A 21050-nucleotide genomic window follows, 5' to 3' on the forward strand; every position below is an offset into this window, starting at 1 on the left:
TGCAGCAGCATCCGGGGCCGTTCCGGCGCGCCCGCGGCGTCCTGCGGAAAGACCGCCTCGTAACAGATCAGCGGCAGCGCGCGGCCGAGCGGCCCGAGGTCCAGCGTGCGTGGCCCCGGGCCGGGGCTGTAGCCCACCTCTGCGCGCGCGGCGAGGCCGGTGATCCCAAGCCCCTGCCAGAAGGCGGGAAAGGGCATGTATTCGCCGAAGGGCACGAGATGGTGCTTGTCGTAGACGTCGAGCGCCGCGCCGTCCTCGCCGATCAGCACGGCGGAGTTGTAGTAGCGCCCGGCCGCATCGCTGCGCTGGATGCCCAGGACGACCGGCGCGCCGCCCGCCGCCTCGGCGATATGCGCAAGCGGCTCCTCGGCGCGCTCCAGCAGACCGGGCAGCGCGGTCTCGGGCCACAGGATCAGGTCGGGGCGCGGGCTGGCCATCGTGAAGCCGACCTGCCGCGCGTAGAAGACCGGGATATGCTCGGGATCCCACTTGTCGCGCTGCGGCGCGTTGGGCTGGATCAGGCGCACGATCTCGGCGCGCGGCTCGGGCAGCGGCTGGGCAAGGCGCAAGGCACCCCCGGCCAGCAAGGCCGCCACCGCGGCGACCAGCACCACGCCAGCGGTGATCCGCCGCCCGGAGGCCCAGAGCGCGACAGGCAGCAGCGTCAGTGCGAAGGTTGCAAGGGACAGGCCGTGCGGCCCGACCCATGCCGCCCACTGCATCGCCGGCGTGCCGATCCAGACATGCGCGGGCATCGCCCAGGGAAAGCCCGTGAAAAGATGCGCGCGCGCCAGTTCCATGAGCGCCAGTGCCGCCGCCAACCCGGCCAGACCCAGCCGGAACCGCGCCGCAGCCCAGCCGGCCAGCGCCCAGAACAGCGCAAGGCCCGTGGCCAGGAAGAAAAGCGCGAAGGGCGCCATCCAGCCGTAAAGCTCCGGCTCGACGAAGAAGGGCTCGACGATCCAGTGCAGCGCCACGCCGAAATGACCCGTGGCGAAGAGGAAGGCGGCAAGGCCCGCCGCGCGCGGCGTCGGTGCCGCCAGCCAGAGCGCGCCCAGAGCCACGAGCGCGGCAAGCGTGAGCGGCCAGAGGTCGAAGGGCGCAAGGCCCAGCGCGCCGATCCCGCCCGCGACCAGGGCGGCCCCGCCTCGCAACACGCCTGCGCGACGGGGGGCAGCAACCGCCAGGGCGCCGCCCGCGTGATCAGACATCAGCGGTTGCGGGCACCCGGACGCGCAGGCGCTTGATCCGCCGCGGATCGGCGTCCACCACCTCGAACTCGACGCCTGCGGGATGCGCCACGACCTCGCCGCGCGCGGGCACCTGGCCCGACAGCATGAACACGAGGCCGCCCAGCGTATCCACCTCGTCCGGGTCGATCTCTTCGGCCTCCGACAGGCTGAGCCCGATCACCTGCTCGAACTCCTCGACCGGGGTGCGGGCCTGGGCAAGATAGCAGCCCGGCTTTTCGCGCACCCAGAGGCTGTCCTCGTCGGTGTCGTGCTCGTCCTCGATCTCGCCGATGACCTGCTCGATCAGATCCTCGATAGTGACCAGACCGTCGACGCCGCCGTATTCGTCGATCACCAGCGCCATGTGCCGCCGCTCGGTCTGCATCTTCGTGAGCAGCACGCCGATCGGCATCGAGGGCGGGACGTAGAGCAGCGGGCGCAGCAGGCTGTCGAGATCGACATCCTGCCCGTCGCCGTTGAACCCGTGGCGCAGCGCGAAATCCTTCAGGTGCAGCATCCCGCGCGGGGTGTCGAGCGTGCCTCGATAGACCGGGAGCCGCGTCAGCCCGCTTTCGCGGAACACGCCCACCAGATCGTCGCGCCCGATGCTGTCGGGAACGGCCACGATCTCGGCCTTGGGAATCGCCACGTCCTCGACCCGCAGGCGGCGCAGATTGATGAGTCCGTGTTTCCGAGGCCGGTCCGCGGCGGTGCCGCTGGCATGGTCGTGCGCCTCCTCTGCGGTCTCGTCCGCCGCGGGGCTCAGCACGTCGAGGAGGCGCCGCCAGAGGCCGCCGTCCTGCGATTGGGGAGTGTCTTCCCGCGCGCCATGCGCCGCGCTAGAAGAGCCGTCGCTTCCGTCCATCTCTCTCGTTCCAGAACGCGGCCTTGCAACCGCACGTCATCAATATGGGTCAGTCAGACCCAGTTTGCAAAGGATCTCGACCTCAAGCCGCTCCATGAGCGCGGCATCGGCTTCGGTTTCATGATCGTAGCCGAGAAGATGCAACACCGCGTGAACGATCAGATGCGTCGCGTGGTCGGCAAGCGGTTTTCCGCCGGTTTCCGCCTCGCGCGCGCAGGTATCGTAGGCGATGGCGATATCGCCCAGTTCCGGATCGGCCGGGTCGGGGGGCGCCGGGGCCAAGCCCGACTGCGCCGCGCCCCGCTCGGCCGAGGGCCAGCTGAGCACGTTGGTCGGCGTTGGCCTGCCACGAAAGTCGGCGTTGAGCTCCGCGATGCGCGCGTCGTCGCAGCCCATCACCACGATCTCCCAGCCCTCCGGGCCGAGTCCGAGGTGTGCAAGCGTCGCCGCCGAGGCACGCGCGGACAGCCCCGGCAGATCGGCGCGCGCCCAGCGCGCGTCCTCGATCACGCAATCGACGGTCATGCGCGCGCCGCGGACGGATCAGCCCGCCGCATCGCTGTCGTAGGCCTCGATGATCGCGGCGACGAGCGGGTGACGCACCACGTCCTTCGCGGTGAAGTAGTTGAACGCGATGCCCGGCACCTTCGACAGGATGCGCTCGGCGTCGGCCAGCCCCGAGGTGATGCCGCGCGGCAGGTCCACCTGGCTGCGGTCGCCGGTGATCACCATGCGCGATCCCTCGCCCAGCCGGGTCAGGAACATCTTCATCTGCATCGAGGTGGCGTTCTGCGCCTCGTCCAGCACGACGAAGGCGTTCGACAGCGTCCGCCCCCGCATGAAGGCAAGCGGCGCGATCTCGATCGCCTTCTCCTCCATCAGGCGCGCGGCCTGCTTGCCGGGCAGGAAATCGTTCAGCGCGTCGTAGAGCGGCTGCATGTAGGGGTCGACCTTTTCGCGCATGTCGCCGGGCAGGAAGCCCAGCCGCTCGCCCGCCTCGACCGCCGGCCGCGACAGGACGATGCGGTCCACGCGGCCGGCCAGATACATCGACACGCCCACGGCGACCGCGAGATAGGTCTTGCCCGTGCCCGCAGGCCCGATCCCGAACGCAAGCTCGCTCCGGAACAGCGAGGCGACATAGGCGCGCTGCGCGTCGGTGCGCGGCTCGACCAGCTTCTTGCGCGTCTTGATCTCGACGGGGCCCGCGCCGAACATCTCCAGCTGGTCGCCCGGCGCCTGCCCGACCCGCAGTTCCCGGTCGATGTCGGCACGCTCGACGCTGCGGCCCTGTTCGAGCCGCTGGTAGAGCGATTCGAGCACGTCCACCGCCTCCTGCCGGGCGGCATCCTCGCCGATCACGGCAAGCTGGTTGCCGCGGCGCATGATCTGGACGTGAAGCTTGGCCTCTATCTCTGCGAGATGCCTGTCATGTTCGCCGCAAAGGTCGATGAGAAGGCGGTTGTCGGGGAACTCGATGAGCGCTTCGGTCAGGGTGCCTGTGCTCACGCAACTCTCCTCGCGGCGGGCTGTTGCTGGCAGCGTGCCAAGCGGCTCCGGGCAATGCAACCGGACATGCGGAAATGCCGCAGCCGCCCGGAAAGTTCCCGGGCGGCCGCGCAGGGTTCCATCGCCGGAAGGATCAGAGCAGGTCCGGGATCGGCGAGCCTTCCTTGAAGGGGCCCGTCGCCACGTTGGGCGGCGCCACGCCCGAGCAGACAGGCTTGCCGTAGCGGTCGAGCCGACGGGCAAGGTAGCCTTCCACACCGTCGTCGGCGATCCAGTTGTCGCAGCCTTGCGGATCGACCCAGATGCCCCATTCGAGTTCCGACAGGTTCTTGGCGTCGACGCCGCCGTCGCGCGACTTGTCGGGGCCGACCGAACAGGCGGCCAGGGTGGCCGCCGCGGCGGCCAGAACGGCGAGTTTGATTGTCTTCATGGCGGCCTCCCTCAGCGCACGCACAGGATTTCGACGCGGCGATTCTGCGCCATGCCCTCGGCGGTGGCGTTGGTCGCGCGCGGCTTGCGCTCGCCGTAGCCGCGCACGTCGATCACCCGCGCGCCCGTCGCGGCGGCAACGCTGGCGACCGAATTGGCGCGACGCTGCGAAAGCCGCATGTTGTATTCATCGGAGGCACGCGAGTCCGTGTGGCCCACGATGATGAAGCCGAAGGCGGTTGCCTGCTCGAAGAACTCGCGCAGCCGCTGCTTGCCGGCGTGGCTGATATGGTGGCTGTCCGTGGCAAAGAACTGGTCGGAATTCATCACCCCGCAGACGTTGATCTCACGGCATACCGGCGTCCCGTCCGGGCGCACGTTCGCCACGGCGTAACCTTCCGCGCCGTCGTCCATCACCCAGATCTCGCAGCCGTCCGGCGAGATCGAGACACCGGGTATGTAGCGTTCGCCCCGCACCACGCGCTGCTGCTGCGCCGAGATCACCGGCGCCTGGACGCGCGCCTCCTCGTCGGCCTGCGCGCCTCCGGCCACGCCCAGAACGCTTGCGAGCGTCAGTGCGGCACCGGCGGCAGCGGCACGCAGGTTTCCTGCCATTCTTGTCGCCACGGCAACTGTCCCCTTCTTTATCGAATTCCCCCAGGCCCGGGCGGGACGGCACCGCCGCCCCCCGTCGCGTCAACACACTAGCAAAGCCGCGGCATGTGTGAAGAGAAAAGGCAGGCGCACGCGCGCTAACGAGGGCCGAGGACGAGGCGGTGCCGCGCCTTGGCCCGCAGGCAGGCAGGCGAATGGGGCCGGATCATGGCGGCAGCCAGGCGCAATGGACCCTGCGCGGACCCATTGTTTCGCCTGTGGAAACAAAGCGCGCGATGATCGGGAGATTGCCCCGTCCGGTCCCATGCCCGCGTCAAGCGGACCGATAAGGGGGCCGAATCGCCACCGCACGGACTGTCCCAGCCCCGGGAGGCGGATAGATGAAGACCGTTGCGGTGGCCGCGGCTCCGACGCAGGACGCTGCGGTCGCCGATCACGAGCCGAAGATCACGCTCTCCCGGATCCATGCCGGTCCGGCCGCCTGAAAACCGGTCTCCAACGCTTCCGGATCACCACACGGCACAGACGGAAGACCCTCTGCGCCCGAGCTGCGCCGCGTCTCGGTCCCTGCTGTGGGCAATCGTGAAACGCCCCTTTCTGCAACATGTTGCAAAAGATGGGGCTGTGCATCACTCGGCCAGGACGCCCGACAGCGAGTTCGGATGGCTCTCGGTGATCCGGACCCGGGCGATGCTGCCGGCCGCGGCGCGCGGATCCTCGACATGAACCGCGTGCAGATACCCGGACTTTCCCACCATCTGGCCGGCAAAGCGCCCCGGCTTCTCGAAGAGGACCGAGACCTCGCGCCCCAGCATCGCGTCCTGGACCGCGCGCTGCTGGCGCGTGAGCAGTGCCTGCAACCGCTCCAGCCGGTCCTGCGCGGCATGGGGGTCGACCGGCGCCCGCTCGGCCGCCGGCGTGCCGGGCCGCGGCGAATACTTGAACGAGAAGGCGTAGCCGTAGTTCACCGCCTCGATCAGGTCGAGCGTGGCGCGAAAATCCTCTTCCGTCTCCTCGGGGAAGCCCACGATGAAATCGCCGGAAATCAGGATGTCGGGGCGCGCGGCACGGATGCGCTCGATCAGGCGGACGTAGCTCTCGGCGGTGTGCTTGCGGTTCATCCGCTTGAGGATTCGGTCGCTGCCCGACTGCACCGGCAGGTGCAGATAGGGCATCAGCTTGTCGCAGTCGCCGTGCGCCGCGATCAGGTCGTCGTCCATGTCGTTGGGATGCGAGGTGGTGTAGCGGATGCGCTCCAGCCCCTCGACCTCGGCCAGCGCCCGGATCAGCCGGGCCAGCGACCAGTCGCCGCCGTCCGGGCCAGCACCATGGTAGGCATTCACGTTCTGCCCCAGCAGCGTGATCTCGCGCACGCCACGATCCACCAGATCGCGCGCCTCCGCCAGCACGCGCGGCGCCGGGCGGCTCACCTCAGCACCGCGGGTATAGGGCACCACGCAAAAGGCACAGAACTTGTCGCAGCCCTCCTGCACGGTGAGAAAGGCGGTGGGGCCGCGCCGCGCTTTCGGCCGTGCCGGCAGATGGTCGAACTTGTCCTCTTCGGGATAGTCGGTCTCTACTGCCCGTCCGCCCTCGCGCAGCTTCGCCTCGAGCGCGGGCAGGCGGTGGTAGCTCTGCGGCCCGATCACCAGATCTACCATCGGCTGCCGGCGCATGATCTCCTCGCCCTCGGCCTGCGCGACGCAGCCCGCGACGCCGATCTTCAGATCGGGACGCGCGGCCTTGAGCGGCTTGAAGCGTCCAAGCTCGGAATAGACCTTTTCCGCCGCCTTCTCGCGGATATGGCAGGTGTTGAGCAGGATCATGTCCGCGTCGTCGGGGTTGTCGGTGGTGACGTAGCCCTGCGGCGCCAGCGCCTCCGCCATGCGCTCGCTGTCGTAGACGTTCATCTGACAGCCATAAGTGCGAACGTAGAGTTTGCGCGGCTCGGTCATTGCGGAGGCTCCCTTTCGGCGTGTGTCTCTAACGCGAAACGGAGCGCTCTTGCAATGTGGCGGCACTTTGCCGACCTTGCCCGCGGGCGGGACAGGCGATGCACTACACGGGACTTGACGACTTTCTGGCACGGGGGCGGGCGGCGCTGGCGCGCGGTCCGGTGGCCGTCATGCTGGCCGAAGACGCGGTGGAGGTGGACACCACCCTGCGCCACCACCAGCAGCAGGGCTTCGCGGCGCTGATCGCGCTGATGCCGCAGGACATCCCGCTGGCCCCGGACCTGATGGATGTGGTGCATCGCGTGGATTTCGATCCCTGGGCGGACGACGCGATGCAGGCGGCCGTCAACCGCCTGAACGACGCGGCCACCGGCATCTGGCTGTTCTACGGCTACAACGCAGAGTTCCTGTTCTACCCGTTCTGCGAGACGCGCACCGTGGGCGAGATGCTGGCCTTCCATGCCGAGGAGCGGCGCGATGCGATGCTCACCTATGTCGTGGACCTCTATGCCGCGGACCTAGACCGTTTCCCCAACGCCGTGTCGCTGGACCACGCGATGCTGGACCGCTCGGGCTATTACGCCCTTGCCCGGCCCGACCCGCAGAATCACAACCATCCAAAGGACCGGCAGCTCGACTTCTTCGGGGGCCTGCGCTGGCGACACGAGGAGCACGTCCCGCCCGAGCGGCGCAAGATCGACCGCATCTCGATCTTCCGCGCGAAACCGGGGCTGCGCCTGCGCGAGGATCACAGCTTTTCCGACGAGGAATACAATACCTATGCCTGCCCCTGGCACAACAACCTGACCGCTGCGGTGGTCTCCTTCCGCACCGCCAAGGCGCTCAGGACCAACCCCGGCTCGCGCTACGACATTCGGAGCTTCCGCTGGCGCAATTCGGTTCCCTTCGAATGGCACTCGCGCCAGCTCCTGGACCTGGGGCTGATGGAACCGGGGCAATGGTTCTGACCGGGGCGCCAGGATGCTCCGTCGCATGGGTATTTGTTGACCATTGAAAGGAGACGGCGCGCCAGTCTTTCAATGGTCCCCAAATACCCAATCGCGGCCCCGCGGGCTGGAGCCGCGGTCAGAGATTCTCCAGCTGCGGCATGCCCAGGACGTGGAACCCGCCGTCGACATGCACGATCTCTCCGGTCGTGCAGGCACCCGCGTCAGAGACCAGCCAGACCGCCGTGCCACCCACCGCCTCCAGCGTGGCGTTGGCGCGCAGCGGCGCATTCATCCCCGTGTGCTTGTAGGTGCGGCGCGCGCCGCCGATGGCCGCGCCCGCCAGTGTCTTCATCGGTCCCGGCGAGATCGCGTTGACGCGGATGCCCTCGGGGCCGAGGTCGTTGGCAAGGTAGCGGGTCGCCGCCTCCAGCGCGGCCTTGGCCACGCCCATCACGTTGTAGCTGGGCACCACCCTGTTCGACCCCTGGTAGGTCAGCGTGATCAGCGCGCCGCCGTTGTCCTGCATCAGCGGCTGCGCGCGGCGGGCCACGTCGATGAAGGAATAGGCCGATATGTCGAGCGAATGCTTGAAGTTGTTGCGCGTCGTGTTGATGAAGCGGCCGGTCAGTTCCGACTTCTCGGAATAGGCGATGGCGTGCACGACGAAGTCGATCGTGGGCCAGCGCGCGGCCAGCGCCGCGAAGGCCGCGTCCATCGCCGCGTCGTCGGTCACGTCGCAGTCGAGCAGGAGGTCCGACCCCACCGAGGCGGCCAGCGGTCCGACGCGCTTTCCGAACGCCTCGCCCTGGTAGGTGAAGGCAAGCTCGGCCCCGGCGGCGTGCAGGGCGCGCGCGATGCCCCAGGCGATCGAGCGATCGTTCGCGACACCCATCACGAGGCCACGCTTGCCCCCAAGCTGATCCGACATGCGCCCGCCCCTACCCCTGATACCTGCTGAGCAGCATCGAGCCGTTCGTGCCGCCGAAGCCGAAGCTGTTGGTCATGACCGTGTCGAGGCCCGCGCCGTCCACGCGCGCGGTCGCGATCTCGCCCGGCCGGATGCCGGGGTCGAGGGTCTCGACGTTGATCGAGGGCGCGATGAAATCGTGCTCCAGCATCAGGAGGCAGTAGATCGCCTCCTGCGCGCCGGTCGCCCCCTGGCTGTGGCCGGTCATCGACTTGGTGGAACTGATGGGCGGCGTGTTGCCCTCGCCCCAGATGCGGCGCACCGCCTCCACCTCGCCCACGTCGCCCACGGGCGTCGAGGTGCCGTGCGCGTTGATGTAGCCCACGCGCCGGTCCTCGGGCAGCGTGGCGAGCGCGAGGCGCATCGCCCGCTCGCCCCCCTCACCGGAAGGCGCCACCATGTCGTGCCCGTCGGAGGTGGCGCCGTAGCCCGTGACCTCGGCGTAGATCCTCGCGCCGCGCGCCTTCGCGCGCTCCAGATCCTCGAGCACGACGATCCCGCCCCCGCCCGAGATCACGAAGCCGTCGCGGTCCGCGTCGAAGGCGCGGCTGGCGCGTTCCGGCGTGTCGTTGAACTTGGCGCTCATCGCGCCCATCGCGTCGAAGAGGCACGACAGCGTCCAGTCGAGTTCTTCGCCGCCCCCCGCGAACATCAGGTCCTGCTTGCCCATCATGATCTGCTCGGCCGCGTTGCCGATGCAGTGCAGCGAGGTCGAGCAGGCCGAGGTGATCGAGTAGTTGATCCCCTTTATGTGGAAGGCGGTGGCGAGGTTCGCGCTGATCGTCGAGGACATGCACTTGGGCACCGCGAAGGGGCCGATGCGCTTCGGGCTGCCCTTGTCCAGCACGGTCTGGTGCGCCGCCAGCATGGCCGATGTCGACGGCCCGCCCGAGCCCGCGACAAGGCCGGTGCGCTCGTTGACGACGTCGGCCTCCTCAAGCCCCGCGTCGGCGATGGCCTGTTGCATCGCGATATGGGCGTAGGCGGCCCCCGGCCCCATGAAGCGCAGGGTGCGCTTGTCGACATGCTCGGTCACGTCGAGGTCGATCGCGCCGGCCACCTGGCTGCGGAAGCCGTGCGCCTTCATGTCCTTGTTGGCGGTGATGCCGGAGCGCCCCTCGCGGAGCGATTCCAGGACCTGGGCGGCGTCGGTCCCGATGGACGAGACGATGCCGAGCCCTGTGACGACAACGCGGCGCATGGGCGCTCTCCTCTGCGGCGGCTCAGCCTTCGGCGGTGGCGAGACCCACCTTCATGTCCCTGACCTCGCAGACGGTCTCTCCGTCCGCTTCCACGCGGCCGTTGGCGACCCCCATCTTCAGACGCCGCTCGATCACGCGCGTGAAATCCACGAAATAGCGCACCAGCCTGCGGTCGGGGCGGATCATGCCGGTGAGCTTCACCTCACCTGCGCCCAGCGCGAAGCCCTGCCCCTGCCAGCCGCGCCAGCCAAGGTTGAAGCCGGTAAGCTGCCAGAGCCCGTCCAGCATGAGACATCCGGGCATCACCGGATTGCCCGGGAAATGGCAGGCGAAGAACCACAGGTCGGGATGGATGTCGAGTTCGGCGATCACATGGCCCTTGCCATGCGCACCGCCGTCGCCGCTCACCTCCGTGATGCGATCCATCATCAGCATCGGGGGTTCGGGAAGCTGCGCGTTTCCGGGGCCGAAAAGCTCGCCCCGCGCGCATTGCAGCAGACCCTCCTTGTCGAAGCTGGTGGGATAGTCCGCCATCCGGGCGCGCTCCTTGGTCGTGGTCTGCTTGGTCGTGGTCTGCATGACGCGAAATCCCCTATCACCGGGCCGAAGGGTCCTGCAAGTCCGTGCGCGGTGCATGAAACGTCCCTAGACGCCTTGGGTTTCCCGTTGAAACCCGCGGCTTTCGCGCTTTATGCTATACTGCATGGAACGGAGGCGAGGGTTGATGACGCCCGGTGCGATGGATCGCGGAGCCGCTTGGCTGGACGGTGCGGGGCTGCGGCCGACGCGGCAGCGGCTGACGCTGGCGGCACTGCTGGTGGGGGACGGCCACAATCGGCACGTGACGGCGGAAAGCCTGTTCGCAGCGGTGCAGCGCAGCGGCGAGAAAGTATCGCTGGCGACGGTCTACAACACGCTGCGCGCCTTCTGCGACGCCGGACTGATGAAGGAAATCACCGTGGACGGGTCGAAGAGCTACTTCGACACCAACACCCACGATCATCCGCATTTCTTCTGGGAAGACGACAGCCGGCTCACCGACGCACCGGCCGACGAGCTCGAGATCACGCGCCTGCCCTCCGCCCCGAAAGGCGCGGAAATCACCAAGGTCGACGTGGTCATCCGCCTGCGTCGGCGCTGAGGGTCAGGTCCCGCCCGCCTGCAGCGGAGAGCTTTTGCTGGCAGCACCCCGGGAGTGGAGGTCGCGCCCCGTGCCGGTCGACCTGCGCGACGAGCCGCAGACGGGCGACTGCAGTCGGGTCTCGGTGAAGCGCGCCTCCGTAGCCGCCACGCGGTCGAGGTTCGGCGTCTTCGGATGCGTGTGGCCGTAACATCCCAGGTCGTCGAACCGCAGTTGGTGATACATGACGAAGAGTTTGGTGCGCGCCAAACGTCTCTCTCCGTTCGCGGCACCGCGATGCCGGCCGTCGCCGGGAGGATGGGCGGGATCCGGCGACCATTCTCGCCAACCGGCTTGAATCGCCGACGCGGTTCGCCGCGCGTTCGACAGGGCAGGACTGCTGGTGCCCGCGGCGAGATTCGAACTCGCACGACCTTTCGGCCTGGGGATTTTAAGTCCCCTGTGTCTACCGTTCCACCACGCGGGCCATGGGCGAGCTTAGCGCCGGCTTCCGGGCAACGAAAGTCAGAGTTCCAGGCCCCCCGGCGCGGTCAGCGACAGCACCGCCTGCGCGGCCTTGTCGGGCGCGTCGGTGCAAAGTTCCCACGCCCCCTCGTCGAGCGGCTGTGCGGTGGCCGGGGCGGGGGTGGCCTGCACCCTGTCGCAGAGCGCCGGCAGCGCCTCGGAATGATCGGGCGGCGGCCGCCAGCCGGCCAGCGCGGGGCTGGCGATCGGGGTAAGGGGATGAGCACATGCGCGGAGCCATGATCCCCGCCCTGCCCGCGCCGGATGCGCGTCAGCCGGCATCCATCGGCCCGCTCTCCTTCACCGCCTGCATCGCGACGTAGGTCGAGGTGTTGGCGACATGGGGCAGGGTCGAGATGCGCTCTGCGAGCACGGCGCGATAGGCGCGCATGTCGGGCGTGCGCACCTTGAGAAGGTAGTCGAAGCTGCCTGCGATCAGATGCGCCTCCTCGATCTCCGGCACCGCTGCGACGGCGGCGTTGAAGGCCTCGAGCGCCGCCTCGCGGGTGTCGGTGAGCTTGACCTCGACGAAGGCCACATGCTCGCGCCCCAGCCGGATGGGATCGAGGATCGCGCGGTAGCCGCGGATCACGCCCGTCTGTTCCAGCCGCTTCAGCCGGGCCTGCACCGGCGATTTTGACAAGCCGACGCGGCGGGCGAGTTCGGTCACGCTGATCCGCCCGTCGCGGGCGAGTTCGTCCAGAATCGCGCGGTCGAAACCGTCAAGGTCACCTGATGCCCGTTCGTCCTGCATTTCTTTCCAAAATCCGCCATTTCGCCCGCAAAGGCGACTCTATCAGGAAAACTGCCTGCCGTCATGCCAGTATACTCGACAATCTGACAGGAGGTGCCCCATGCCCCGCGACACAGCCGATCTGCGCACTGCCATCGACGCGGCGACCTATGCCGATGAAGACGAGGTTCTGGCCCGACTGAGCCGCGAGGCCGCCTTCGCGCCAGAGGATCGCAGGCGGATTTCGCAGGCCGCCGCCGGTCTGGTCCGCGACATCCGCGGCACCACGCGGCCCGGGCTGATGGAGGTCTTTCTCGCCGAATACGGCCTTTCGACGGACGAGGGCATCGCGCTGATGTGCCTTGCCGAGGCGCTGCTGCGCGTGCCGGACGCCGAGACCATCGACGCGCTCATCGAGGACAAGATCGCGCCATCGGACTGGGGCCGGCACATGGGACACTCGACCTCGCCGCTGGTGAACGCCTCGACCTGGGCGCTGCTGCTGACGGGCCGCGTGCTGCGCGAGGATCGGGCGCCGGGGCCGGTGGCCGCCCTGCGCGGCGCGGTCAAGCGGCTGGGCGAGCCGGTGATCCGCACCGCCGTCGGCCGCGCCATGCGCGAGATGGGGCGCCAGTTCGTGCTGGGCGAGAGCATCGAGAGCGCGATGAAACGCGCCGCCGCGCAGGAGGCCAGGGGCTACAGCTATTCCTACGACATGCTGGGCGAGGCCGCGCGCACCGACGCCGACGCGCGGCGTTACTTCGACGCCTACGCCGCCGCCATCGACGCGATCGGCACGGCGGCCACATCCGCCGACGTTCGCGACAACCCCGGCATCTCGGTCAAGCTCTCGGCGCTTTCGCCCCGCTACGAGGAGGCGCAGCGCGCCCGCGTGATGGCAGAGGTGGCGCCGCGCCTGCTGTCGCTTGCGAAACAGGCGAAGGCCGCCGGCATCGGGCTCAACGTCGATGCGGAGGAGGCAGACCGCCTGTCGCTCTCGCTCGACGTGATGGAGCGGGTTCTGTCGGATGACGCGCTCGCCGGCTGGGACGGCTTCGGCGTGGTGGTCCAGGCCTACGGCCAGCGCGCCGGCCCGGTGATCGACTGGCTGCACGATCTGGCCGAGCGGCTGGGCCGGCGCTTCATGGTGCGGCTGGTGAAGGGCGCCTACTGGGACACCGAGATCAAGCGCGCGCAGGTGGCCGGCGTGGACGGCTTCCCCGTCTTCACGGCAAAGCCCGCGACGGACGTCTCCTACCTTGCCTGCGCGCGGAAGCTCCTTGGCATGACCGACCGGCTCTATCCGCAGTTCGCCACGCACAACGCGCATACGGTGGCGGCGATCCTCGACATGGGCCAAGACCGCGACGCCTTCGAGTTCCAGCGCCTGCATGGCATGGGCGAGACGCTGCATGAGCTGGTGCGCGCGCGCGAGGGCACCCGCTGCCGCATCTACGCCCCCGTGGGCGCGCACCGCGATCTTCTGGCCTATCTGGTGCGGCGGCTGCTGGAGAACGGCGCCAACTCAAGCTTCGTCAACCAGATCGTGGACGAGGAGGTGCCGCCCGAGCAGGTGGCGCAGGATCCCTTCGTCGCACTGGCGGAGGCGCGCCCGCAGATACCCACCGGGCCGGAGATCTTCCTGCCCGAACGCGCGAACTCGAAGGGCTTCGACCTCGCGCATCCCCCGACGCTCGCCGCGATGGACCGCGCGCGCGATCCGTGGCGTGGCCACGTCTGGGAGGCGGGGCCACTGCTGGCCGTCGAGGCACAGCCCGAGCCCGTGCAGGAGATGCGCAACCCGGCCGATCCCGGCGACCTCGTGGGCCGCGTCGCCTGGGCGAGCGAGGGGGACGTGGACGCCGCGCTGGACGCGGCATCGACCTGGGACGCGCCGGCCGACGAACGGGCCGAGGTGCTGCGCCGGGTGGCCGATCTTTACGAAGAACACTACGGCGAACTCTTCGCCCTCTGCGCCCGCGAGGCGGGCAAGATGGTGCGCGATGCGGTGGCCGAACTGCGCGAGGCGGCGGATTTCCTGCGCTACTATGCCGCCCATGCGCCCGAAGGCGAACCGGTGGGCCGCTTCGCCTGCATCTCGCCGTGGAACTTCCCGCTCGCGATCTTCACCGGGCAGGTCGCCGCCGCGCTGGCCGTGGGCAACGCGGTGCTCGCCAAGCCTGCCGAGCAATCGCCGCTGATCGCCCACCGCGCCGTGCGCCTCTTCCACGAGGCGGGCGTGCCGCGCGCGGCACTGCAACTCCTGCCCGGCGCGGGGGACATGGGCGCGGCGCTGACCTCCGACCCGCGCACCGATGGCGTGGCCTTCACCGGCGGCACCGACACCGCGCGCCGCATCCGGCAGGCCATGGCCGACCACCTCGCCCCCGGCGCGCCGCTCATCGCCGAGACCGGCGGTCTGAACGCGATGATCGTGGATTCCACCGCCCTGCCCGAACAGGCCGTGCAGGCGATCGTCGATAGCGCCTTCCAGTCCGCGGGGCAGCGCTGTTCCGCCCTGCGCTGTCTCTACGTGCAGGAGGACATCGCAGAGGGTTTCACCGAGATGCTCACCGGCGCGATGGACGCGCTGGTGACGGGCGACCCCTGGGCGCTGGCGACCGACGTGAGCCCGGTGATCGACGCGGAGGCGCAGCGCGCCATCGCGGACTACATCGCCGAGGCGCGCGCCGAGGGCCGCGTGATCCATCAGCTCGAGACGCCCGGACAGGGCAGTTTCGTCGGCCCCGCGCTTCTGCGGGTCTCCGGCATCGGCGATCTTGAGCGCGAGGTCTTCGGCCCCGTGCTGCACCTCGCCACCTTCCGCGCCGAAGAGATCGACGCGGTGATCGACGCGATCAACGGCACCGGCTACGGCCTGACCTTCGGGCTGCAGACGCGGATCGACGACCGCGTGCAGCACGTCGCCGACCGCATCCGCGCCGGCAACGTCTACGTCAACCGCAACCAGATCGGCGCCATCGTGGGCAGCCAGCCCTTCGGGGGCGAGGGGCTGTCGGGCACCGGGCCGAAGGCCGGCGGGCCGCACTACCTGCCGCGCTTCACACGGGCCCAGGCGCCCCAGGCCGGGACGGGGTGGGAGAACGCCGAGGACGTGGAGGCGCTCGCCCGCCGGCTGACCGATGCCACGCCGAGGAACCCGCCGCGACGCACCGAGACGCTGCCCGGCCCCACGGGCGAATCGAACCGACTGTCCACCCTGCCCCGCCTGCCCGTGCTCTGCCTCGGTCCCGGCAAGGAGGCCGCCGCCGCGCAGGCGGAGGCGGTGCGCAGGCTGGGCGGCGTGGCGGTGGAGGCCGAGGGGCGCGTCGCCCCGGCGGCGCTGACGCGGCTGGCACCGCTGTCGCTGGCGCTCTGGTGGGGCGACGCGGAGACCGCCCGCGCGCTCGACCGCGCATTGGCCGCGCGCGAGGGGCCGCTCGTGCCGCTGGTGACCGGCCGGCCGGATCCGGCGCATGTGCTGACCGAGCGCCACCTCTGCGTGGACACCACAGCGGCGGGCGGCAATGCAGCACTGCTGGCCGGGGCAGGCTGAAGGGACCGCTCGGCGCGCCCTTGCGGCCGCTTCTCGCGTGTGACGGCGCGGCCCGGGACGTGACCGCCGCGACACGCCCGATACGCCGGGGCGACCGGGTCCGGCGCGGTCCGGCGGGCTGGCCGGTATCGGGTCCTGCGCGACGAGGGACCGCAGCGGACCGGGGCGCAGGGGACCGAGGCGCAGTCGATCGCGCCGCAGTCTATCAGGGCGCGGCGAGGCGCGCGCTTGACTGTCCGCGGGCAAGCCCACAGCTTGCCTGTCATGTTCCCGATCCGCGATCACAACCCCTCGGGGCGGACGCCCTATGTCACCTACGGCCTGATCGTGGCCAACGTGCTGATATTCCTCGGCTACAGCGGTCTCTTTGCCGATGAGCGCGCGCTCGGCTGGTTCTTTTACGACTGGGCGATGACGCCCGCGCGGCTGAGTTCGGGCGAGGCGCCGCATACCCTCGTCACGTCGATGTTCCTGCACGGCGGGCTGCTGCACCTTGCCGGCAACATGCTGTTTCTCTTCATCTTCGGCGACAACATGGAAGACGAGATGGGACATGGCGGCTTCCTTGCCTTCTACCTTGCCGCCGGAATCGGTGCGGCGCTGGCGCAGACGGTCTCGGCGCCCTTCTCGCAGGTGCCGATGGTGGGCGCCTCGGGCGCGATCGCGGGGGTGATGGGGGGCTATCTGCTGATGTTCCCGCGCGCGCGGGTCGACGTGCTGATCATCCTGGTGATCATCTTCAAGGTGCTGCCGGTGCCCGCCTGGCTGATGCTGGGCGTGTGGCTGGCCATCCAGCTCTTCAGCGGCGTGGGCGCGGACCCGGACGCGGGCGGCGTCGCCTACTGGGCGCATTCGGGGGGCTTCTTCGCCGGGCTCCTGCTGACCCTGCCGCTCTGGCTGCGGCGCGGCGGGCCGGGCTACTGGCAGCGCACCCATGGCGAGCCGCCGCACCCCGAGGCGCGCTATCGCTGGCGCGCCTCGCGCGTGCCCGCCGCCGGGCGCCGGCGCAACCGCTGAGGCGGACCGAGAGGCCGCCAAGGGGGGCTGTCTGCCCCCCTCGGCCCTGACGGACCTCACCCCCCGAGGGTATTTCCGGCAAGAGGAAGACCCCGGGCGGCCAGGCGTTCAGGCGTTGCGGATGATCGAGGCGAGGCGGTCGTAGAGCGCGCCGTTGGCGGCGATCATCTCGCCCCGCGCCAGCGCGTCCGTGCCCTCGCGGATCGGGCCCACGAGACCGCCCGCCTCGGTCACCAGAAGGCTGCCGGCGGCGAGGTCCCAGATCTGCAGTTCGCGCTCCCAGTAGCCGTCGTAGCGGCCGGCGGCGACATAGGCGAGGTCGAGCGCGGCGGCGCCCCAGCGGCGCACGCCCGCGCATTCCGGCATCAGCCGCGCGAGATCCTGCAGCGTGGCGGGCAGCGTGCGCCTGGCGCCAAAGGGCACGCCGGTGGCGAAGATCGCCTGCGCCATCTGCGCGCGGCCCGAGACGCGCATCCGCCGCGTGTCGTTCATCCAGCAGCCCTGCCCCTTCTCGGCGTGAAAGAGCTCGTCCTTGGCGGGGTCGAAGACCACCGCGGCCACGATCTGCCCCTTGTGCTCGAGCGCGATGGAGATCGCCCAGTGCGGCAGGCCGTGCAGGAAATTGGTCGTTCCGTCGAGCGGATCGACGATCCAGCGGCGGGTGGGATCGGCGCCTTCGGTCTCGGCGCCCTCTTCCTCGGCGAGCCAGCCGTAGTTGGGGCGCGCGCCCAGCAGTTCCTCCTTGAGGATGCGCTCGGCGGCGATGTCGGCGCGGCTGACGAAGTCGCCCGCACCCTTGGCGGTGACCTGCAGATTCTCGACCTCGCGGAAATCCTTGACCAGCGACCGCCCGGCGCGGCGCGCGGCCTTGATCATGATGTTGAGGTTGGCGCTGCCCTGCATGGCCCGGCTCCCGCTTGGATCAGGGCGCGCGTATACGCGCGGTGCCGGGCGATGCCAAGGGCGGGCGGCGGACGCGACGAGTCAGTCCCGGACCGCGCCCCTCGCGCCCGTGACTCGCCGGCGGCGCGACGCAGGAGCGTGGTGCCGCGCGGCCGCGGTCATCGTGCCGCAGCCCGGCGCGGTGGGCGTGCCGCAGCGGATCGCGTCGCCGGCCAGCACCGGCACGCGGTCGCCCGGGCAGAGATTGCGCTCCGCCGTGCGTAGACCGGCCGCCCGGGCGCGGGAGACCGGTCGCCCATCGAACTGTCCGCGACACGCGAGGCCGCTGCAGCCGCGGCGATCGGCGCGGCTGCTCCGCCCGGGGCGCGCATGTACTGCCGTGCTCCCCGTGGCTGACCAGTCGTCAGGCTGCGGGATGGCAGAGGTCTGCCAGTCGGTGGTTCAGCCGCGATCGGCGCGCGCCTCGGCCTGCCAGTGCTCGCCCATCGCCACGATGCAGGAGAGGCCATGCGCGTAGCGCACCACCAGCGTCCAGTCGCCGCGTGCGTCGGTCCAGACCTCCATGACCTCTTCGGGTCCGCGCAAGCCCGTGGCCGTGCGCCGTTCGCCGAACTGCTGCGAGAGCTTCGCGTGCATCCGCTCGGTCGGCTCGCAGAGCACCTCCGCGATGGGAGAGGCGGCGGTTGCCGGTCCCGCAAGACACAGCACCAGGGCCGCGGGCGCCAGGGCATGTGACAGTTGCATGAACTTTTTGTAACAGACCCCGGGGGCGCTGTCCACGCTCCGCCGTCAGCCGAAGGCGCGAAGCGCGGCCACCCCCGCCCAGGCCGAGACGGCAGTCAGCGCGGTGCCCCATGTCACGTCGGCGGCCACCATGCTCCAGTGCCAGTCGCGCAGGATCGCGTAGCTGGTGAACTCGTAGGTGCCATAGGCGGCGAAACCCAGCACCGCCCCGGCAACCAGGGCCTGCGCCGGATCGCCTGCGCGCAGCGCGGGCAGCGACACGAGGTAGAGCAACGCGCCGACATAGGCGAGGTAGAAGACCGCGGCAGCGCCCAGGCGCAGGTTCTCGGCCATGATGCCGCCGATCCGCGCCTCGAAGAGCGGCTTCATGAACAGGTTCAGCATCACCGCGTCGAGGATCAGGAATACCGCCGCGGTGACGAGGTAGAGCAGGACGATCTGCATGGGCGCCTCCTTGTCTATGGGTTTACGCGGAAGACGCCCTCGCGGATCGGTCAGCGCTTCTCGGAAAGCTTGCCGAATTCGTGGTCGAGCCGGTTGCGCATCTTGCGGGCGGCACCGCGGACCGCCGCCTCGATCGTCGTGTCGTCGTGCTGTGCGCCGAAGGGGCGCAGCCCCTCGGGACGCGCCTCGACCGAGGCGCGGATGTCCACGCCGCCCTTGTCGGCGTTGAGATCCTTCAGGTGCACCTCGACGGCGGAGAGGCGGCTCTCGAACTGGGCGAGCGCGTTGCGCACCAGCTGCTCGACCACCTCCTGAAGCCGTTCGTCGCCGTTGATGTGATTGTCGGTCCTGACTTCGATATGCATGGGTGCTCCTCGTTTCGATCACCGTCCCGCGCCCGTACGGCTGTGACATCGCGCACGGTCGATCTTCCGCCCTCCAGATGGCCCATCCGCGCGGCGCGCTCCCTGACATGGATCAAGGCCCGTTGCGCGTCGCGATGCAAGGGTCGTCTCCGGAAATGCCTGTCAGACCGGAGACGTTCCATGTTCAAGCTGGCCCTTGTCCTGCACATCTTCATCGGCGCGACGCTCGCCGGCAGCGCGGTGATCGCGGTGCTGGTGGCGGGCTACGGCACGCTGTGGCCGATCGTGATCGCGGCGCTTGTCGGGTTCGTCGGCGGCTTCCCGGTCAGCTGGATCATCGCGCGCCAGCTTTACGAGGAGGGCTGACGCGCGTGCGGGTGGTGATCCTGACAGGGGCGGGGATCAGCGCGGAGTCGGGGCTGGGCACCTTTCGCGACGAGGACGGCCTCTGGACGCGCTACCCGCTCGAGGAGGTGGCGACGCCGCAGGGCTGGGCGCGCGACCCGGCCCGGGTGCTGGAATTCTACAACGCGCGGCGCGCGCAGGCCGCGGCCGCGCGGCCCAACGCCGCCCATGCCGCGCTCGCGCGGCTCGAGGCCGGGCTTGACGGTCAGGTGCTGATCGTCACGCAGAACGTGGACGCGCTGCACGAGGCGGCGGGCGCGCGCAACGTGATCCACATGCACGGGCGGCTGGACGGCGCGCTCTGCGCGATCTGCGATCACCGCTGGCCCGCGCCCGGGACGATGGCGCCGGCCGATCCCTGCCCTTCCTGCGGCGCGCCGGCCACGCGGCCCGATGTCGTGTGGTTCGGCGAGATGCCCTACCGGATGGACGAGATCCTGATGGCGCTGGGGCAAGCCGACCTCTTTGTCTCGATCGGCACCTCCGGAGAGGTCTATCCGGCCGCGGGCTTCGTCGAGGAAGCGGCGGCGCAGGGCGTGCGCACCCTGGAACTCAATCTGGAGGCCTCGCGGGGCAGCCGGCTCTTCGACGAGGCCCGGCAGGGGCCGGCGACCCGGATCGTGCCGGAATGGGTCGCGGAGATGCTGGCCCTCTGAAACGGGCAGACATGCCGCGTCGCGCTTTCCAGCCCCCGCGCTTCATGCGAAGAAAGCCCATCTGCACGGCGGACAGAGCTCATCGCGCCCGTGCGGGCGCTCTTCGCGAAGAGGGACCGGCAGGGACCGATGAGCGCACCGGCGCGCGACGCGGCACAGGGGGTGCGGCTCGATGGACGGCTCGGACAAGGGGGCGACAGGAAGGCTGACGCTGGCCGAAGAGGCGGGCGGCACGCGCGCCGTGCTGGAGGGGGTGCTCGGGCTGCACGATCTGCCGCAGGTCGAGACAAGGCTTGCCGGCATCGCGGCGCGCGGCGCGGCGACCTTCGACCTCGCCGGGGCGCAGCGCATCGACACCAGCATCGCCTGGGCGCTGCTGCGCACGCAGCGGCGGCTTGAGGCCGGCGGTGCGGAGGTGCGCATCGAGGGGGCTGAGGGCGTGGTCGCGCAGATCCTCGACACCGTGCGCGATGGCCTGCCCGAGCCACAGGAGGAACCCGCGCCGCCACGCGGCCTGACCGCTGCGCTCGCCCGGCTGGGCGAGACCGTGGCAGGCGGCGGCAAGGAGTTCCTGGGCTTTCTCGGCGTGCTCGGCCTCTTCGTCGCGCGGCTCTTCGGCGCCTTCGCCCGCCCGCGCGAGTTCCGGCTGACCGCGCTTCTGCATCACTGCGAGGCGGTCGGGCTTCAGGCGGTGCCCATCGTGGCGCTGATGGCCTTCCTGATCGGCGTGGTGCTGGCCTTCCAGGGGGCCGCGCAACTGCAGCAGTTCGGCGCCGAGGTCTTCGTCGTCGACCTGATCGCCATCTCGATCCTGCGCGAGCTGGGCATCCTGCTGACCGCGATCATCGTCGCGGGGCG

General features: G+C 69.9%; 24 protein-coding genes and 1 tRNA gene. 7 read left to right on the top strand and 18 right to left on the bottom strand.

The genetic code is table 11. The features are described from left to right. The 7 genes from lnt to miaB all read right to left on the bottom strand — a co-directional run. On the bottom strand, nucleotides 1-1211 hold a 1211-nt coding region (gene lnt, locus ACLFOB_RS08030), incomplete at its 3' end, for an apolipoprotein N-acyltransferase (RefSeq protein WP_410925738.1). After that, nucleotides 1204-2097: a hemolysin family protein gene (locus ACLFOB_RS08035; RefSeq protein ID WP_410915835.1), complete on the bottom strand. Its 894-nt coding sequence runs from the start codon at nucleotides 2095-2097 to the stop codon at nucleotides 1204-1206. The genes lnt and ACLFOB_RS08035, both read right to left, overlap by 8 nt. Nucleotides 2098-2136: 39 nt before the next feature. After that, nucleotides 2137-2622 carry an rRNA maturation RNase YbeY gene (ybeY, locus tag ACLFOB_RS08040; protein ID WP_410915836.1) on the bottom strand — a complete coding sequence of 162 codons (486 nt, stop codon included), beginning with the start codon at nucleotides 2620-2622 and terminating at the stop codon, nucleotides 2137-2139. An 18-nt stretch (nucleotides 2623-2640) separates the two neighbouring features. Beyond that, nucleotides 2641-3606, bottom strand: coding sequence for a PhoH family protein (locus ACLFOB_RS08045; RefSeq protein WP_410915837.1), 966 nt, complete (start codon nucleotides 3604-3606; stop codon nucleotides 2641-2643). Nucleotides 3607-3739: 133 nt separating this feature from the next. After that, on the bottom strand, nucleotides 3740-4036 hold the full coding sequence (locus tag ACLFOB_RS08050; protein WP_410915838.1) for a hypothetical protein: 297 nt from the start codon (nucleotides 4034-4036) through the stop codon (nucleotides 3740-3742). Between the two features lie 11 nt (nucleotides 4037-4047). Next, nucleotides 4048-4650, bottom strand: coding sequence for an OmpA family protein (locus tag ACLFOB_RS08055; RefSeq protein WP_410915839.1), 603 nt, complete (start codon nucleotides 4648-4650; stop codon nucleotides 4048-4050). Between the two features lie 629 nt (nucleotides 4651-5279). Beyond that, the gene (gene miaB, locus ACLFOB_RS08060) at nucleotides 5280-6605 is read right to left on the bottom strand and encodes a tRNA (N6-isopentenyl adenosine(37)-C2)-methylthiotransferase MiaB (protein WP_410915840.1); all 1326 of its coding nucleotides are present in this window, start codon (nucleotides 6603-6605) and stop codon (nucleotides 5280-5282) included. Between the two features lie 98 nt (nucleotides 6606-6703). Between miaB and ACLFOB_RS08065 the strand changes: the two genes are divergently transcribed. Then, nucleotides 6704-7573 (top strand): hypothetical protein, encoded by an 870-nt coding sequence (locus tag ACLFOB_RS08065; RefSeq protein WP_410915841.1) that lies wholly within the window; start codon nucleotides 6704-6706, stop codon nucleotides 7571-7573. Between the two features lie 118 nt (nucleotides 7574-7691). Here ACLFOB_RS08065 and ACLFOB_RS08070 read toward each other — a convergent pair whose 3' ends face one another. Genes ACLFOB_RS08070 through fabA form a run of 3 tightly spaced genes read right to left on the bottom strand, consistent with a single transcriptional unit; the run spans nucleotide 7692 to nucleotide 10258 of the window. Next, nucleotides 7692-8483, bottom strand: coding sequence for an enoyl-ACP reductase (locus ACLFOB_RS08070; protein WP_410925739.1), 792 nt, complete (start codon nucleotides 8481-8483; stop codon nucleotides 7692-7694). Nucleotides 8484-8493: 10 nt separating this feature from the next. Continuing rightward, on the bottom strand, nucleotides 8494-9723 hold the full coding sequence (gene fabB / locus ACLFOB_RS08075; RefSeq protein WP_410925740.1) for a beta-ketoacyl-ACP synthase I: 1230 nt from the start codon (nucleotides 9721-9723) through the stop codon (nucleotides 8494-8496). A 22-nt stretch (nucleotides 9724-9745) separates the two neighbouring features. Next, the gene (fabA, locus tag ACLFOB_RS08080; RefSeq protein ID WP_410915848.1) at nucleotides 9746-10258 is read right to left on the bottom strand and encodes a bifunctional 3-hydroxydecanoyl-ACP dehydratase/trans-2-decenoyl-ACP isomerase; all 513 of its coding nucleotides are present in this window, start codon (nucleotides 10256-10258) and stop codon (nucleotides 9746-9748) included. Nucleotides 10259-10448: 190 nt separating this feature from the next. On the opposite strand from fabA, the gene irrA reads away from it, so the two are divergent. Then, nucleotides 10449-10865, top strand: a complete 417-nt coding sequence (gene irrA / locus ACLFOB_RS08085) for an iron response transcriptional regulator IrrA (RefSeq protein ID WP_410915844.1) — start codon at nucleotides 10449-10451, stop codon at nucleotides 10863-10865. 3 nt (nucleotides 10866-10868) lie between these two features. On the opposite strand, the gene ACLFOB_RS08090 is transcribed toward irrA, so the two are convergent. The 4 genes from ACLFOB_RS08090 to ACLFOB_RS08105 all read right to left on the bottom strand — a co-directional run bounded on the left by ACLFOB_RS08090 (nucleotide 10869) and on the right by ACLFOB_RS08105 (nucleotide 12123). Then, nucleotides 10869-11114, bottom strand: a complete 246-nt coding sequence (locus tag ACLFOB_RS08090; RefSeq protein WP_410925741.1) for a sulfatase-like hydrolase/transferase — start codon at nucleotides 11112-11114, stop codon at nucleotides 10869-10871. A 131-nt stretch (nucleotides 11115-11245) separates the two neighbouring features. Further along, nucleotides 11246-11331, bottom strand: a tRNA-Leu gene (locus ACLFOB_RS08095). A gap of 38 nt (nucleotides 11332-11369) precedes the next feature. Further along, nucleotides 11370-11651, bottom strand: a complete 282-nt coding sequence (locus tag ACLFOB_RS08100; RefSeq protein ID WP_410925742.1) for a hypothetical protein — start codon at nucleotides 11649-11651, stop codon at nucleotides 11370-11372. Next, nucleotides 11641-12123 (bottom strand): Lrp/AsnC family transcriptional regulator, encoded by a 483-nt coding sequence (locus ACLFOB_RS08105; protein WP_410925743.1) that lies wholly within the window; start codon nucleotides 12121-12123, stop codon nucleotides 11641-11643. Before ACLFOB_RS08105 ends, ACLFOB_RS08100 begins: the two co-directional genes overlap by 11 nt. A gap of 100 nt (nucleotides 12124-12223) precedes the next feature. On the opposite strand from ACLFOB_RS08105, the gene putA reads away from it, so the two are divergent. Together putA and ACLFOB_RS08115 are read left to right on the top strand one after the other, a co-directional pair. Continuing rightward, nucleotides 12224-15658, top strand: coding sequence for a bifunctional proline dehydrogenase/L-glutamate gamma-semialdehyde dehydrogenase PutA (gene putA, locus ACLFOB_RS08110; RefSeq protein WP_410925744.1), 3435 nt, complete (start codon nucleotides 12224-12226; stop codon nucleotides 15656-15658). 264 nt (nucleotides 15659-15922) lie between these two features. Beyond that, entirely contained in the window at nucleotides 15923-16675 is a 753-nt protein-coding gene (locus ACLFOB_RS08115; RefSeq protein ID WP_410925745.1) for a rhomboid family intramembrane serine protease, read from the top strand. Nucleotides 16676-16783: 108 nt separating this feature from the next. On the opposite strand, the gene ACLFOB_RS08120 is transcribed toward ACLFOB_RS08115, so the two are convergent. The 4 genes from ACLFOB_RS08120 to ACLFOB_RS08135 form a co-directional block, all read right to left on the bottom strand. Continuing rightward, a complete protein-coding gene (locus tag ACLFOB_RS08120) occupies nucleotides 16784-17578 on the bottom strand; it encodes an inositol monophosphatase family protein (protein ID WP_410925746.1) in 795 nt (264 codons plus the stop codon). A gap of 441 nt (nucleotides 17579-18019) precedes the next feature. Then, nucleotides 18020-18322 carry a hypothetical protein gene (locus ACLFOB_RS08125; protein ID WP_410925747.1) on the bottom strand — a complete coding sequence of 101 codons (303 nt, stop codon included), beginning with the start codon at nucleotides 18320-18322 and terminating at the stop codon, nucleotides 18020-18022. Nucleotides 18323-18367: 45 nt separating this feature from the next. Next, a complete protein-coding gene (locus ACLFOB_RS08130; protein ID WP_410925748.1) occupies nucleotides 18368-18766 on the bottom strand; it encodes a DUF2177 family protein in 399 nt (132 codons plus the stop codon). A 50-nt stretch (nucleotides 18767-18816) separates the two neighbouring features. Then, on the bottom strand, nucleotides 18817-19131 hold the full coding sequence (locus ACLFOB_RS08135; protein WP_410917343.1) for an HPF/RaiA family ribosome-associated protein: 315 nt from the start codon (nucleotides 19129-19131) through the stop codon (nucleotides 18817-18819). A 180-nt stretch (nucleotides 19132-19311) separates the two neighbouring features. Here ACLFOB_RS08135 and ACLFOB_RS08140 point away from each other — a divergent pair, with 180 nt between their 5' ends. The 3 genes from ACLFOB_RS08140 to ACLFOB_RS08150 all read left to right on the top strand — a co-directional run. Continuing rightward, nucleotides 19312-19497: a CTP synthetase gene (locus tag ACLFOB_RS08140; protein ID WP_410917342.1), complete on the top strand. Its 186-nt coding sequence runs from the start codon at nucleotides 19312-19314 to the stop codon at nucleotides 19495-19497. 5 nt (nucleotides 19498-19502) lie between these two features. Next, nucleotides 19503-20192, top strand: a complete 690-nt coding sequence (locus ACLFOB_RS08145) for an NAD-dependent deacylase (protein ID WP_410925749.1) — start codon at nucleotides 19503-19505, stop codon at nucleotides 20190-20192. Nucleotides 20193-20364: 172 nt separating this feature from the next. Beyond that, nucleotides 20365-21050, top strand: a 686-nt coding sequence (locus ACLFOB_RS08150; protein WP_410925750.1) for an ABC transporter permease, incomplete at its 3' end; no start/stop codon positions are given.

The organism is Rhodosalinus sp., from assembly GCF_046542825.1.
GTDB lineage: Bacteria > Pseudomonadota > Alphaproteobacteria > Rhodobacterales > Rhodobacteraceae > Rhodosalinus.

Coding starts and splice junctions, on each gene's coding strand:
- ACLFOB_RS08070 (WP_410925739.1), bottom strand. CDS start 8,483: ATGTCGGATCAGCTTGGGGGCAAGCGTGGCCTCGTGATGGGTGTCGCG.
- ACLFOB_RS08100 (WP_410925742.1), bottom strand. CDS start 11,651: ATGCCGGCTGACGCGCATCCGGCGCGGGCAGGGCGGGGATCATGGCTC.
- ACLFOB_RS08105 (WP_410925743.1), bottom strand. CDS start 12,123: ATGCAGGACGAACGGGCATCAGGTGACCTTGACGGTTTCGACCGCGCG.
- ACLFOB_RS08125 (WP_410925747.1), bottom strand. CDS start 18,322: ATGCAACTGTCACATGCCCTGGCGCCCGCGGCCCTGGTGCTGTGTCTT.
- fabA (WP_410915848.1), bottom strand. CDS start 10,258: ATGGCGGACTATCCCACCAGCTTCGACAAGGAGGGTCTGCTGCAATGC.
- ACLFOB_RS08135 (WP_410917343.1), bottom strand. CDS start 19,131: ATGCATATCGAAGTCAGGACCGACAATCACATCAACGGCGACGAACGG.
- miaB (WP_410915840.1), bottom strand. CDS start 6,605: ATGACCGAGCCGCGCAAACTCTACGTTCGCACTTATGGCTGTCAGATG.
- ACLFOB_RS08130 (WP_410925748.1), bottom strand. CDS start 18,766: ATGCAGATCGTCCTGCTCTACCTCGTCACCGCGGCGGTATTCCTGATC.
- ACLFOB_RS08120 (WP_410925746.1), bottom strand. CDS start 17,578: ATGCAGGGCAGCGCCAACCTCAACATCATGATCAAGGCCGCGCGCCGC.
- ybeY (WP_410915836.1), bottom strand. CDS start 2,622: ATGACCGTCGATTGCGTGATCGAGGACGCGCGCTGGGCGCGCGCCGAT.
- ACLFOB_RS08140 (WP_410917342.1), top strand. CDS start 19,312: ATGTTCAAGCTGGCCCTTGTCCTGCACATCTTCATCGGCGCGACGCTC.
- fabB (WP_410925740.1), bottom strand. CDS start 9,723: ATGCGCCGCGTTGTCGTCACAGGGCTCGGCATCGTCTCGTCCATCGGG.
- putA (WP_410925744.1), top strand. CDS start 12,224: ATGCCCCGCGACACAGCCGATCTGCGCACTGCCATCGACGCGGCGACC.
- ACLFOB_RS08050 (WP_410915838.1), bottom strand. CDS start 4,036: ATGAAGACAATCAAACTCGCCGTTCTGGCCGCCGCGGCGGCCACCCTG.
- ACLFOB_RS08065 (WP_410915841.1), top strand. CDS start 6,704: ATGCACTACACGGGACTTGACGACTTTCTGGCACGGGGGCGGGCGGCG.
- irrA (WP_410915844.1), top strand. CDS start 10,449: ATGACGCCCGGTGCGATGGATCGCGGAGCCGCTTGGCTGGACGGTGCG.
- ACLFOB_RS08055 (WP_410915839.1), bottom strand. CDS start 4,650: ATGGCAGGAAACCTGCGTGCCGCTGCCGCCGGTGCCGCACTGACGCTC.
- ACLFOB_RS08115 (WP_410925745.1), top strand. CDS start 15,923: ATGTTCCCGATCCGCGATCACAACCCCTCGGGGCGGACGCCCTATGTC.
- ACLFOB_RS08035 (WP_410915835.1), bottom strand. CDS start 2,097: ATGGACGGAAGCGACGGCTCTTCTAGCGCGGCGCATGGCGCGCGGGAA.